The following is a 13,469-nucleotide window of genomic DNA, read 5'->3' as shown; positions in this document are numbered from 1 at the left end:
TGCCGAACACAATGAAAAACACCGAACTTTATTTGGCGGTTCCATTTTAAATACCTACATTTGCCCCGCAAAAAGAGAACATTAACGGTAATTATTCACTTATATTAATTGCCCCAATGGGGGTAAAAAGATTGTTATAAACATGAAAATCAAATTATTTTGCTGCATGTGCATCGTGCCATGTGCATCATTGGCTATGTCCGGATTAGGAAAAGGCCATGACGTTATCGCAAAAAGCACACTTACAAAAACGAAAGAAAAGAGTATCCGCCTTGAAAAGCCAAACGGTCTAAGCATGGAACTCGATAGTTTCAACCTCGACGAAGTGGTTGTTACGGGGCAGGGAAGTGCCATTCAAAGAAGACGATTGTCATCGAACATCACAAAGATTTCTGCCAAGGAACTGCAGAAGATGCCTTCTTATCGTATCGATCAGATGCTGCAGACGGCACTCCCGAACGTACAGATCACACTTTCGGGCGGACAACCGGGAACAACATCCATCATTAAATCCCGCGGGTTGTCGTCGGCTTTCTCTAATTCTACACCCGTCATCTACATAGATGGCGTAAGGGTTGACAACCTCAACACGGGCTCCATCCTTAACTATTCCAAAAACGGATACGGTGCAAATCCTCACACTCTGGGCGACATGCCTATGGGCGAAACGGCTGCGTCGGGCTCTATCAGCGATATTCCTCTCGAGAATATCGATCATATAGAGTACGTAACGGGTGGTGCGGCGACTACTCTCTACGGTTCCGATGCTGCAAACGGCGTCATCCAAATATTCACCAAAAAAGGCGGCACGGGCGGTTTTCACGCATCGTTCAGCACACAATTGGGTATTGATGTGGCCACTACGCAGTTTTATCACTTCCGCAGAACCAAAGATTTGCTCAATCAAACCGGTTTCGAACAGCGCTACCGCATCGGTTTCGACGGCGGTAACGAGAAGTTCGGTTACAGTTTTGGCGCCAGTATGAGCAACAATACGGGCATTGTTATCCATAATGCGAACGAGAACAAAAAGTACGACTTGCGCTTCGGCTCCCACATGCGCATCAACAAGATGCTGGAGTATCAAAATTCATTCGGCATGGTTATTGAAGATTTCCGCCGCAGCCGTAACGGAAACCAAGGCTTTTACACTGGCTTATGGTTTACAGAAGGCGCTGCTGCAACCAATTTCAAATACACCGCAGCCGATGGTTCAAGAAAGAACTTCGGTGCCGATATCGATGCAGCCGACGACTATTCGTACAATCAGATGAAAGCTTTTGTCAACAAAGCCGAGGCGCTTCAAAACTACAAAGAGAATATCAAACGCTTCCAGACATCACAGATGCTGCTCTTCACTCCCATGAACAATCTTACGTTCAAAGGTACTCTGGGCGTAGACTACCGTGCAAACAATAACAAGGAGATTGTTACCAACGCTTATCTCATCCATACACAGGTGAAGCCCGAAGGAACATCCGACGCCGGAAGAATCAACAACTTCGACCGCAACTACTTCGGTCTGACGATCGATCTGAACGGACAATACAAGTATTATTATAAGGAGTGGCTGAGTAATATCCTCACAGCAGGCTTCCAATACTTCAATACAAGAGATCATCAAGCCATATACAACGGCATGAACGTGCGCGATGGAGCGCAGATAATGAGCGGGGCCGGCAAGCAAACGGCCGACGAATGGCTCAGCTATTTGCATAACTACGGGTTCTATGCGCAGAACAATGTCGGCTTTCTGAACCGTTATTATCTCGACTTGGGCCTGCGCATAGATTACAATACAGCCTTCGGCGACAATGTCGGCTGGCAGCTCTACCCCAAGGTAGGCTTATCTTATGTACTCACAGAAGAACCTTTCATGCAACCTATTGTACGCAAGGGCATCATCGACAATCTGCGCCTATTGGCCAATTACGGCGTAGCGGGCAGCTATCCTCCACCCTTCGAATACCAGAAGACCATAGATGTGCTCTCGTTCCAAGGCAAACAGGCAGCGGTATTCGGTAAATACGGCAACCCCGACCTCGGTCCCGAAAAGAAGCATTCGTTCGAAGCAGGTTTCGAAGGCTCATTCTTCAATAACCTCGTTTCGCTGGGTTTCACCTATTATTATGCCCGTACAAAGGGCGCACTTTTCAGTGTACCCACATTACCATCATCGGGACAGTCGTCTTCCTATCTCGCCAATATCGGCGACATAGAGAACAAAGGAGTGGAAATCACAGTAGGTATCACGCCCGTCCGCACGAAAGACTGGACCGTGAGCGCCCGCGCATCGTTCAATACCAACCGCAACAAAGTGCTCAGTACCGGCGGAACGCTACCTTTCAGTATAGGAGGATTTGGCCCGAGCACCATACAAAACGTTGTCGAACAGGGCAAGCCGGTAGGTTTTCTGCGCGGAAATAAAGCCATACTGAACGAAGACGGCACGCTGAAAGAGGTGCTCCGTATGCAAGACCTCGGCACAACAATCCCCACGTTCTACGGCAATTTCTCCATTCAGGCACGCTACAAGGCATGGCAGTTGTACGCAAGCGGCGACTATCAGGCGGGTTCTTACGTACATTCTTTCGACAGGCAGTTCCGCTTCATGAAGGGTTTAAAAGACACAGCCATACCGGAGACGGCACTTAAAGGGCTGAACCAGAAAAAAGCATGGCTCAACTTCACCAACTATTTCGTAGAGAAAGCCGACTTTCTCAAGGTGCGCAACATCGGTATAGACTATACCCATGCCTTCAACTCCAAGCGTTTTCCGGTGAAAAGTCTGCAAGTAGGCCTCAACGTATATAATCCTTTCTGCCTTACAAAGGCTTCCGTAGATCCGGAAGCTACCATTTCAGGAGCGCATTCGCAGGGTGCTGTCGCCGCCGGAGGGCTGAACTATTCCACTTATTCCTTACCGCGACAGTACGTAATGTCATTAAAATTTGATTTCTAACCGAAAGTTTACAAACAATGAAAATAATAAATTTCATCCTCGCAGCATGTATCTGCGTCTCGTTGTCCTCATGCGATCTCGTGAAACCCGAGGGAATTGTCAACCCTAACGTAGACGAAGACACCTATTTAAATACCCCCAATGCCATGGAAACATGGGTAAACGGCACCGAAAAGTCGTTCGCGCAAGCCGTCGGCACTTTCTGTCTGCACACGGAAATCATGACAGACAACTACTTCAACAACTACACCCGCGAGAGTAAGGTGTTCGATATTCCGCAGCTGCTCTATACCGATCCCGACATTGCTACGCTGCAACGTTACGTGGGGAACCTGCGCGAATCAGCCGATTACGGTATCGACAAGGTGCAGAAACACGATACCAACACTACCCGACCGCAACTTTTCAAGCTGTATTATATCAAGGCTTACTCGTATATTCTTGCCGGAGAAAACTTTCGTGCGCTGCCCGTAACCACAGGAGGCGAACCGAAAACATGGAATGAACAGTTGCAATTGGCGCTGCAAACACTCGACAAAGCGCTCGAATACGCTGTAAGCGATACCGACAAGGCGTTCATCCATACGCTCAAGGCCCGTTCCTATTACCGTTTGGGCGATGCAGACAAAGCCATCGAAGAGGCACAATCGTCGCTCAATCTATCGGATAATTTCATCGTACAAGTTACATTCGACGGCGATAACGGTATATCCAACGCCATGCAAGACGACATCTGGGGCACCATGTATCAGCCCCTACCGCGCTTAGACTTCCTTGATCCCAAGTATTTTCAGCTCATTTCCACCGACCAGAAGCCCATCTGCATCGCCAAGGCAGAAGAAAATTACCTGATACTTGCCGAGGCTGACCTCGCTAAAAGTCGATTGAGCGATGCTAAAAGTCGATTGGTGAGACTTATCTCTTTGGTCGAGACGCGCCCGATACAACATAATCTGAACGATCAGCTCGAGGGCAGATACAACGGAGGCTTCAAACATTACCCTAACAGTGCCGATTATGTGGTGGCAGCATCTAAGGATGACGCCTATAGAACGGGCCTTGTGCTCGACAGGCGTGCCCCCAACCTTATCAATGTGCCCACAGTATCGGGCACATCGGTAACGGAAGATATGGTCAGGGCATGCACCACGGTCGATTCCGCACTCGAACTAACGTACCTGATGCGGCAGGAAATATTTATTGCAGAGGGCAGGCGTCTGGCCGATCTCGGCATCCGACTGCCGATAAGCGAGGTAGAAGCGGCCGGTAAACCGTTGTCTGCTCCTTATACACAGGCGCTCATTCCTACCTTCATCCCCTTGGAACAGGGCATGGATGCCTTTGATATGGACGATACAACGCACCGCGTAACCATCAGATATAACATGAACCGAGTGATTGTAGAGAACAAAGCAACGGAATACGTGGCACCTTTCTTTAACAGACCATAAGTGTAAAACCAACAGACTATTGCTCTATGCGGCTTATTCGGCATGCCTAACCGCCGTAGACCAGCTAAATAAGCCGCATAATATTTTGTATTGTCGGCTATATATGTTACCTTTGCAAAAGACAGGCAGAACCTCAACGAATTGAAGCACATTGCTTTGTATTCGTTTGGCACCGTCTTTGCAACACACAAGCGGCAAGATTTCAATGGAAAACCAGTATATCAAGCAGTATTCCGACATCATGTCGGGCAAGACGATACTATATGTTCACGGCTTCGGATCGTCGGCGCAATCGGGAACGGTAAAGCGCATACAAGACACGCTCCCGCAGTCTAAGGTCGTTGCCTACGACCTGCCGTTGCATCCCGAAGAGGCTATGTCGCTGCTCCGCCGTGTGTGTAGCGAACAAAGTCCCAGCCTTATCATCGGCACTTCGATGGGAGGAATGTACACGGAAATGCTCTACGGCTACGACAGAATTATCGTTAATCCGGCTTTCAGAATGGGAGAAACGATGCACGAACACGGTATGATGGGCAAACAGACGTATCAAAATCTGCGGCAAGACGGCATACAGGAGTTCATCGTAACCAAGGCCTTGGTAAAAGAGTACAAGGAGATAACGGAGCAATGTTTTGCCCATGTAACCGCTGAAGAGCGAAATCGCGTGTACGGACTGTTCGGCGATCAAGACCAAGTGGTGCATACGTTCGACTTGTTTCGCGAACATTACCCCAATGCTATCCGCTTTCACGGAGAACACCGCCTGACGGATAAATCGTTCTTCCACAGTGTTATGCCCGTTATCCGCTGGATAGACGACCGGCAGGAAGGCCGCGAGCGTCCCATAGTCTACATACACGACAACACTTTACGCGATGCGTACGGCAAACCGAAGTCGAGTTTAAACAAGGCGTATGAGTTTCTGATAGAGAAATACGATGTATATATCGTGGTTCCGGCACCCACCAACAACCACTCGATGATAGATGCGGCGCAAACGTGGACGGAAAATATCCTCGGCGCACCGGCCTACGACCGCGTAATTTTCTGCAACCAACGCCGGTTGCTTTATGGCGATTACTTCATCGATGCCACGCCCTGTAAAGAGTTTATGGGCACTACGATAACATTCGGTAGCGATGATTTCAAGACTTGGGAAGACGTTATCGTCTTTTTCGAGCGCCTCGGAGGCCAGTAAAAAGACATATAAGAAAAAGACAAACCTTTTATTTAATTATTCAAAACACGTAGGAGTCCGGTTATCATAGCATGGTAATCGGACACTTTTTTATATTTTTTCTTCTCTAATATATAATGCCCCGCTATTACGTATTCATCGCCTGTTCGGCATGCATGCTCCATCACGCAGCCCCGCTGCCGCGAACAATGCGGCACAGATAGCGGCGGTAATAGTAATAATAGAGCACGCCGGCAATGGTAAGACCGAAAGGGAAGGCCGACCAGATGCCCAAGAGTCCCCAACGGAACGTGATACCGAAGAGATAACCCAGCGGAAGCGAGATGACGAAATAGGCCACGAAAGCCACATACATCAACGGTTTTACATGCGATATACCGCGCAAGGCGTTGGCATAGGTGCACTGAAGACCGTCGCCGAACTGATAAACAACAAGCGGTATGATGACCTGCGACACCATCAAACAAACCTCGCTGCTGTCGGTAAACCAACCGCCTATGGCGCCTCGCAGCAGCATCACGGGCACCGAAACGGCAAAGGCAATGAGTAAAATCAGATGAAATCCCGCCACCGTAGAGCGGTTCAACGCTTCGTAGTCGCGCTGTCCGGCAAAGTAACTCACGCGGATTGCCACCGCTGCAGCCATGCCGTAATAGACCATATAGAAGAACTGAGACACGGTAAGCATCACCTGATGAGCCGCTAAAGCTGCGGTACCGATCCATCCTACTATCACTGAACTGAGGCTGAACGCCGCCGCTTCCATCCCCATCTGCAATCCCAATGGCACACCGAGTCCGCACAGATGGCGCATATCTCCGCGGTTTATCTGTCCTGCAGCGAAACCTTGGCGGTATATACGGTATCTCTTCGATCGAAAAACAATGACGACGAATGCCACAGCCATGAGCATTCGCGACAACATAGTAGACAATCCGGCCCCCAAGAGGCCCATTTCGGGCAGCCCGCACTTGCCGTATATGAGCAGGTAATTGCCGATTATGTTCAACAGGTTGCCACCCAAGAGTATCCACATGGCCGTTTTAGTATCGGTGGTTCCGTCGGCAAGCTGCTTAAATGTATTGAAACAAGCTACGAAAGGTATCGAAACAAGGTTGACAAGGAAGTAAGGCTTCATCAGCGGAAGCAGTTCTTCGGGTTGTCCGAGATGGCCGATATTCAGGTAAAGCAATGCCATTACGGCCATCAACGCCACCGACAAGAACAGATTGGCCGCCAGACTGTTCTTCAACATAATACCTATCTTGCCCTTTTCACCCTGCCCGTAAAGGCTCCCCACGATGGGGGTAAGCCCGTAAGAGAAGCCCATCGAAAACAACAGAACCAACACAAACATATTGTTGACGAACGCTGCAGCGGCGAGTTCCGGCATACTATGCCGCCCTATCATCAATGTGTCGGCAAATCCGAGGATAATTGTTCCGAGCTGACCTACTATAATCGGCACGCCTAAAGAGGCAAGTGCGCGGTAATGGGTGTAGTATTGTTTCATTGAAAAGTGTATATCGTATTATAATAAATAATGTAAACTTCGCAAATATTGCTTATAACAGGGAGCGACAGAAGTAAAACTCCCCGTGCCTGTTGTTATTAACGGATAAATGTATAATTATTGTCTAAAGATTTCGGAACTGCTGTATATTTGCCTCCGAACAGCCAGACAAGACTGCCGTTTCCACTGCCTCTGCCAAATTCAGAAACAGTAAAAAAACAATAAAGAACTTACGGAAACGCCATAAATTCAAGGATAACGCAATATTTAAATATAGGTATTCGTGTAAATTGTATTCATCTATCCGTAAAATGTTTAATATGTTTTACAAACAATCGTTCTACCTTTGCACCCAAGATATAACGAATGTATTATGTATATAGAGAAAATTCAGTCACCAAAAGACTTAAAAAAGCTGACGATAGAGCAGCTTAACGTTGTTGCAGATGAGGTTCGTGCCGGAGTGTTGAACCGTGTAAGCCATCATGGAGGGCATGTCGGCCCTAATCTTGGGTTCACCGAAGCCACCGTGGCATTACATTATGTGTTCGATGCGCCCGAAGATAAGATCGTTTTCGATGTGTCGCATCAGAGTTATCCCCATAAGATATTGACGGGAAGAGCCAAAGGTTTCCTCGACGACAACAGCATGGATGCCATTTCGGGATACAGTTCACCATCGGAATCTCCCGTTTACGATAACTTCGAAATAGGGCACACGTCGACTTCCATCGCGCTTGCATCGGGATTACAGAAAGCCCGCGATATCCTTGGAGGCAAGGAAAACGTGATTGCGGTCATAGGTGATGGCTCGTTAAGTGGCGGAGAAGCGTTCGAAGGACTTGATACCTCAGCGGAATTGGGTACCAATATAATTATCGTTGTCAATGACAACGAGATGAGTATTGCCGAGCCACATGGCGGCATTTACAGGAATCTGAAACTCCTGCGCGATACGAACGGCAAGGCTGAACTGAACTACTTCAAGGCTTTCGGGTTCGATTATCATTACTTGGAGAACGGACATGACGTGGCTGCACTCGTAGAAATGTTCCGCAAGGTGAAGGATACACCGCGCCCGACCGTGGTGCATATCCATACCGAAAAGGGGCACGGTTACAAATATGCCGTAGAAAATAAGGAGGCATGGCACTATAATATGCCTTTCGACCTGCAGACCGGTGAACGGAAGAACCAAGGTACAGGCGGGGAATATATGCCGGTGCTGCTCGGTAAATTCCTACTCGAAGAGATGAAGAACGATCCTAAACTGGTAGCAATTACCGCAGGTGTGCCTATGGCAGTAGGCTTCGGACCAGAACAGAGACGCCAAGCAGGGCGCCAATTTGTCGATGTAGGAATAGCAGAAGAGGAGGCTGTCGCACTTGCATCGGGCATGGCGAAACGCGGAGCGCACCCCGTATTCAGCACATATGCCACGTTCTTGCAGCGTACATACGACCAAATGGCGCAAGACTTATGCGTTAACGGCAATCCGGCTGTTATCAATGTGTTAGGTGCATCTATCTTCGGAATGAACGATTTCACGCATATATGTTTCTTCGACATACCGATGTTCAGCCATATACCTAACTTGGTTTACCTTGCCCCGACTACTTACGAGGAGATGATCGCCATGGAGAAATGGGCAATACGGCAAGACAAGTATTCCGTGGCGGTGCGCATACCTGAATGGAACGTGGCGCACAGTGATGAAAAGTACGACGAGGATTACTCGAATTTGAATACTTTCAAGGTGGCACATCGCGGAAGCAAGGTAGCTATTATCGCTGTGGGCGACTTTTATCAGAAAGGTGAAAACGTGCAGAAAGCACTGGCTGCCGACGGTATAGATGCTACGCTGATCAATCCCCGTTACCTTACAGGCACAGACGAAGCACTGCTCAACGACCTTAAATGCGACCATAACCTCGTGGTTACCATAGAAGACGGAAGCCTCGACGGCGGCTTCGGCGAACGCATCGCCCGCTTCTACGGCCCTTCTGCAGTGCGCGTAATGAACTTCGGTGTAAGGAAAGCCCTCTACGACCGCTACGATGTGAACGAATTGATGCGCGAAAATCATCTGACAGATGAGCAGATTACCACCGACATCAAACGCGAATTGGTTTCGTAAATACGGAGAATAGGATTGTAAGACTGCAGATTTCTCTCTGCAAGTTCGGCAGAACCATGTTCTTGGAAATACCCTATAAAACAGATACACCTGCGGTCCATAGCCGATGGACAGTAGATGTAAGCGTCTTAGGCAGTATGCTTGGGGATAATGGTACTGCCGAATATTTATTATAGGCGAAATAAATGTATAAAGAAAGCGCGGTTTCCATGCATGAAAACCGCGCTTTCTTTTGTCTCTCAACCCTTGATGCGTTCGATAAATTCTTTAGGCAAAACAGGCATAGCCCCGTTCTGTGTGCATACAAAAGCACTCACATCTACCGCCAATCTATGGGCTTCGGCAATAGGAAGTCCGGCAAGTATGGCTGCTGTAAACGAGCCCGTAAACGAGTCGCCCGCCCCTACAGTATCGGCAACCTCTATCTTTGGCGTCTCTCTAAACGACATGCTGCCGGGCGCAAACACATAACTACCGTTCACACCGCACGTAAGTACGAGCATATCCAGATTGTATTTGCCGAGGATGAGCCAACATTTATTCTCGATATCCAGTCCGGGATAGCCGAACATACGGCCGATTGTAACAAGTTCTTCATCGTTGATCTTAAGCACATTGCAAAGGCGTAGCGAGCTTTGAATAATCTCCTTGGTGTAAAAGTTCTGCCTCAGATTGATGTCAAATATCTTCAGACAGCCTTTCGGAGTACTCTTCAAAAATCTGTTGATGGTATTCTGAGAAACCTCATTCCGTTGTGCCAACGATCCCCAACATACGGCACGGCAGTGCTCGGCCGCCTCTTTAATATCGCCGGTAAACGGAATATTGTCCCATGCTACGCCTTCCTTGATGTCGTAGGTGGGCACTCCCTCAACATCGAGTACCACCTGTACCGTTCCTGTAGGGAAATCTACACGCGGCATAATGTACTTCAACCGCTTTCGATCGAACGCTTTTAAGGTCTCGTTTCCCAATTCATCGTTCCCTACAGCGCTGATTGCAAGCGATGGAAGGCCGAACTGTCCGACGTGATAAGCAAAGTTTGCCGGCGCACCTCCTAATTTCTTTCCTTCGGGGAGGCAGTCCCAAAGAGCCTCTCCCAATCCGATAATCAATTGTTCCATATCTTTCGGTTTTAATAGATGTTATTGTTGTAGCAGCCGTTTTTATGCTGTTGCTGCGGCAGAACGGCCGGTTTATTTTATTGCGCCACGCGCTTGATATAGGTAAAGAGGTAAACCACCCCCACCGCCATTACCGCCACAGCTCCTGCCTGATTGGTTATATCGCTGGCAAAGCCCATGAGCAAGGGGAATATCGTACCTCCGAAAAGGCCCATAATCATCAGTCCGGACACTTCGTTCTGCTTGTCGGGTACCGATAACAATGCCTGCGAATAGACGATGGAGAATATATTAGAATTGCCATAGCCTACGAGTGCGATCGACGCATAGAGTACGAATTTCGACGTATCTAAAAACATACCGATCATACTCAGTGCCATCATCGTTACACTGATGATGAAGAAAGTACGGTGCTTCATAACTCTAAGGAAGAAAGAACCCGTAAGACAGCCTATCGTACGGAAGATAAAGTAGAGACTTGTGGCAAAGGCAGCATCGTTGAGCGGCATGTGCAGCCGTTCTATAAGGAGCTTCGGCGCCGTTGTGTTCGTACCTACGTCGATGCCCACATGGCACATAATGCCGATAAACGATAGAAGTACGATCGGTTTGCCAAGGAGCTTGAAGCATTCAGCGAACGTTGAAGGCTTGCTTTCTGCCTTTTCGTTCTCGATCGGCGTGCCCAACAAAAGCAATGAGGCTATGATTCCGATAATCATATATATGGGAAACAGCACCCGCCAACCGAGCCCGAACGAGGGTATGGCCGACATTGCACCCCACATGGCAATATAGGGTGCCATGAACGAAGCTATGGCCTTGACGAATTGTCCGAAAGTTAGAGTAGAGGCTAAGTTATTGCCTTTGATAACTGAAGATACGAGCGGATTGAGCGATGTCTGCATAAGAGCGTTGCCGATACCCAGAAGTGAGAAAGACACAAGCATGATGCCGAAGCTCTCACCCAATAAAGGAAGGAATAAAGATACAATGGTTACGACAAGCGAAAGGAGCACTGTGTTCTTACGTCCGATCTTGTTCATCAGCATACCCGTAGGAACTGAGAATATCAGGAACCAGAAGAATACGAGCGAAGGGAATATATTTGCCGTGGAATCGTTTAGGGATAAGTCTTTTTTGACGAAGTTCGAAGCAATGCCGACAAGGTCTACAAAGCCCATGGCAAAGAAACATAACATCACTGGGATGAGTGTTAATTTAACGGATTTGCTCATAATTAATGTATTATTATTTCGTTATATTATAGATTGTTGCGGCTGTTTTATTGCCTTTCTCGTTATCAATAATAAGCACGTTGTAAGGCTCCGAGGGGAATACTGTGTTCGTAATGGCAAGACGCCCCTCTGCATCGAGCACCTCAATGCTACTCTTATCGACAAATATACGCAGTGTGGAAAGCTTTCCGCGAACCGGTGCAACCGTAACGGAACTAAAAGATTCATTAAACGAAGTGTCGCCGCTCTTCGTACGGTCTACGGCAAAAGTGCCCGCTTTTACATCATATGTCATAGAAACAGCTTCGCCTTTCCCGTTCTGCAGGGTAATAATGCTTCTCCCATTGATAGCAGATTTTATCTCCGTCACTATCTCGTATGCACCGTTACCGGCACTGAAAGTTTTCTTTCCTCTGCCTAAATCCTTGGCTATTGCCTTGCCTCGTAATGCCAAAAGCTCAGGAGAAGGGATGATACCTACGTAAGTTTCGCCTTGATATTCATAGAGGTATAAATCACGGGGCAGAGTATTAGCATTGCGATATTGCTTGGTCGGCACCTGATTAGCGTATTGCCAATTGCTCATCCATGCCATTATGATACGGCGATTATTAGGTGCATTGTCAAACGTAACGGCAGCGTAATGGTCTTTACCGTAATCCATCCATTTCGTAACCTGCGGTTCTGACTCGCATACAAAGCGGTGCCCGTCGAAATATCCAGTAAAATATTGAGTGGCATTTCCACCGAACGGACCTCCCGGATTGATATTGCAAATCAGCATCCATTTCTGTTTATCGGTGTTACGTACCGGCAATTGCATCAGATCAGGGCACTCCCATACCCCCTCATGATTACCGTATTCCTGCCCGAAACTACTCTCGTAAGTCCAGTCTTTTAGATTGGCAGACGAATATAAGCGCATCTCTTGTCCTGCTGCAAGGATAACAATCCACCGTTTGGTGGGCTCATACCAGAACATATGCGGATCGCGGAAGTCCGGTACATCTGCGGTAATGACAGGATTTCTATCGTATTTAACGAACGTCTTCCCATCGTCTGTGCTGTATGCAAGGCTTTGTGTCTGGCTTTCACCGGCCGAAGTGTACATGGCAACAATGGCACCTGCACCAAATCCGGCGGTATTGTTCTTGTCTACAACAGCACTTCCGCTGAACACAGTTCCCAAGGCATCGGGCGATATAGCTATGCCCTCGTCGGTCCAGTCTATCAGATTACGGCTCGTAGAGTGCCCCCAATGCATGTTTTCCCATTGGGATCCGTACGGATTGAATTGGTAATAAAGGTGATAAATGCCATCTTTATAAAACATACCATTAGGATCATTCATCCATCCATAGGCCGGCGAATGATGATAGACGGGGCGAAGACGTTCACGATTTGCCTTGTCAAAGACGTTTGACACCTTGATTTCCTTCCAACATATGAACCCCTTTATGGCACCTTCGTTACGTATATTGCCGTTCACATGTATGTCTAACACCGCACTTTTACCTTGATAAGCCGACAAGTCCAACGGAACGTAATAGTCTACATAGTCGGTTGCCAAGCGTACATTGAGTGTCTGTGTCGCATAGCTGCCGATCAGAACCTTGATATTGCTCATTTCAGCACGCTCTTCTACGGGAAGTAACAGGTACTTTCCGTCCAAAGAAACCCGCAACATGCAATGGTTATTGCTAAGAAACATCATGTCAACAGGCTTCTGACCATGCACAAACAGCGGATTCATTGCCAATAATCCCAGCGTAACCCGACGGAAAATGCGGCTTAAAATCTTGGTCGGTTTCATATTTTTCGATTGTTTATTATGTAGCACCGAACG

At 47.9% G+C, this 13,469-nt stretch carries 8 protein-coding genes; 4 read left to right on the top strand and 4 right to left on the bottom strand.

All coding sequences use genetic code 11. The features are described from left to right. The first annotated feature begins 142 nt into the window (after positions 1-142). The 3 genes from BN3912_RS11550 (at position 143) to BN3912_RS11540 (ending at position 5,614) form a co-directional block, all read left to right on the top strand. A complete protein-coding gene (locus tag BN3912_RS11550; protein ID WP_023983885.1) occupies positions 143-2,962 on the top strand; it encodes a TonB-dependent receptor domain-containing protein in 2,820 nt (939 codons plus the stop codon). Positions 2,963-2,979: 17 nt separating this feature from the next. Further along, positions 2,980-4,413 (top strand): tetratricopeptide repeat protein, encoded by a 1,434-nt coding sequence (locus BN3912_RS11545; RefSeq protein ID WP_023983886.1) that lies wholly within the window; start codon positions 2,980-2,982, stop codon positions 4,411-4,413. A 205-nt stretch (positions 4,414-4,618) separates the two neighbouring features. Further along, positions 4,619-5,614, top strand: a complete 996-nt coding sequence (locus BN3912_RS11540; RefSeq protein WP_023983887.1) for a YqiA/YcfP family alpha/beta fold hydrolase — start codon at positions 4,619-4,621, stop codon at positions 5,612-5,614. A 163-nt stretch (positions 5,615-5,777) separates the two neighbouring features. Here BN3912_RS11540 and BN3912_RS11535 read toward each other — a convergent pair whose 3' ends face one another. Beyond that, positions 5,778-7,127 carry an MATE family efflux transporter gene (locus BN3912_RS11535; protein WP_023983889.1) on the bottom strand — a complete coding sequence of 450 codons (1,350 nt, stop codon included), beginning with the start codon at positions 7,125-7,127 and terminating at the stop codon, positions 5,778-5,780. Between the two features lie 373 nt (positions 7,128-7,500). Here BN3912_RS11535 and BN3912_RS11530 point away from each other — a divergent pair, with 373 nt between their 5' ends. Then, positions 7,501-9,264, top strand: a complete 1,764-nt coding sequence (locus BN3912_RS11530) for a 1-deoxy-D-xylulose-5-phosphate synthase (RefSeq protein ID WP_023983890.1) — start codon at positions 7,501-7,503, stop codon at positions 9,262-9,264. Between the two features lie 239 nt (positions 9,265-9,503). Here BN3912_RS11530 and BN3912_RS11525 read toward each other — a convergent pair whose 3' ends face one another. The 3 genes from BN3912_RS11525 to BN3912_RS11515 form a co-directional block, all read right to left on the bottom strand. Further along, positions 9,504-10,388 carry a carbohydrate kinase family protein gene (locus tag BN3912_RS11525; RefSeq protein WP_023983891.1) on the bottom strand — a complete coding sequence of 295 codons (885 nt, stop codon included), beginning with the start codon at positions 10,386-10,388 and terminating at the stop codon, positions 9,504-9,506. Between the two features lie 77 nt (positions 10,389-10,465). Next, complete coding sequence (locus tag BN3912_RS11520; RefSeq protein WP_023983892.1) at positions 10,466-11,623, bottom strand: MFS transporter; 1,158 nt, start codon at positions 11,621-11,623, stop codon at positions 10,466-10,468. A 13-nt stretch (positions 11,624-11,636) separates the two neighbouring features. Then, positions 11,637-13,436, bottom strand: a complete 1,800-nt coding sequence (locus BN3912_RS11515) for a glycoside hydrolase family 32 protein (protein WP_023983893.1) — start codon at positions 13,434-13,436, stop codon at positions 11,637-11,639. Positions 13,437-13,469 lie beyond the last annotated feature (33 nt).

Origin of the sequence: Prevotella phocaeensis, assembly GCF_900065875.1 — a bacterium.
Classification (GTDB): Bacteria; Bacteroidota; Bacteroidia; order Bacteroidales; family Bacteroidaceae; genus Prevotella; species Prevotella phocaeensis.
Note: the sequence above shows the minus strand (reverse complement) of the source record. Positions and strands in the feature narration are given on the sequence as shown.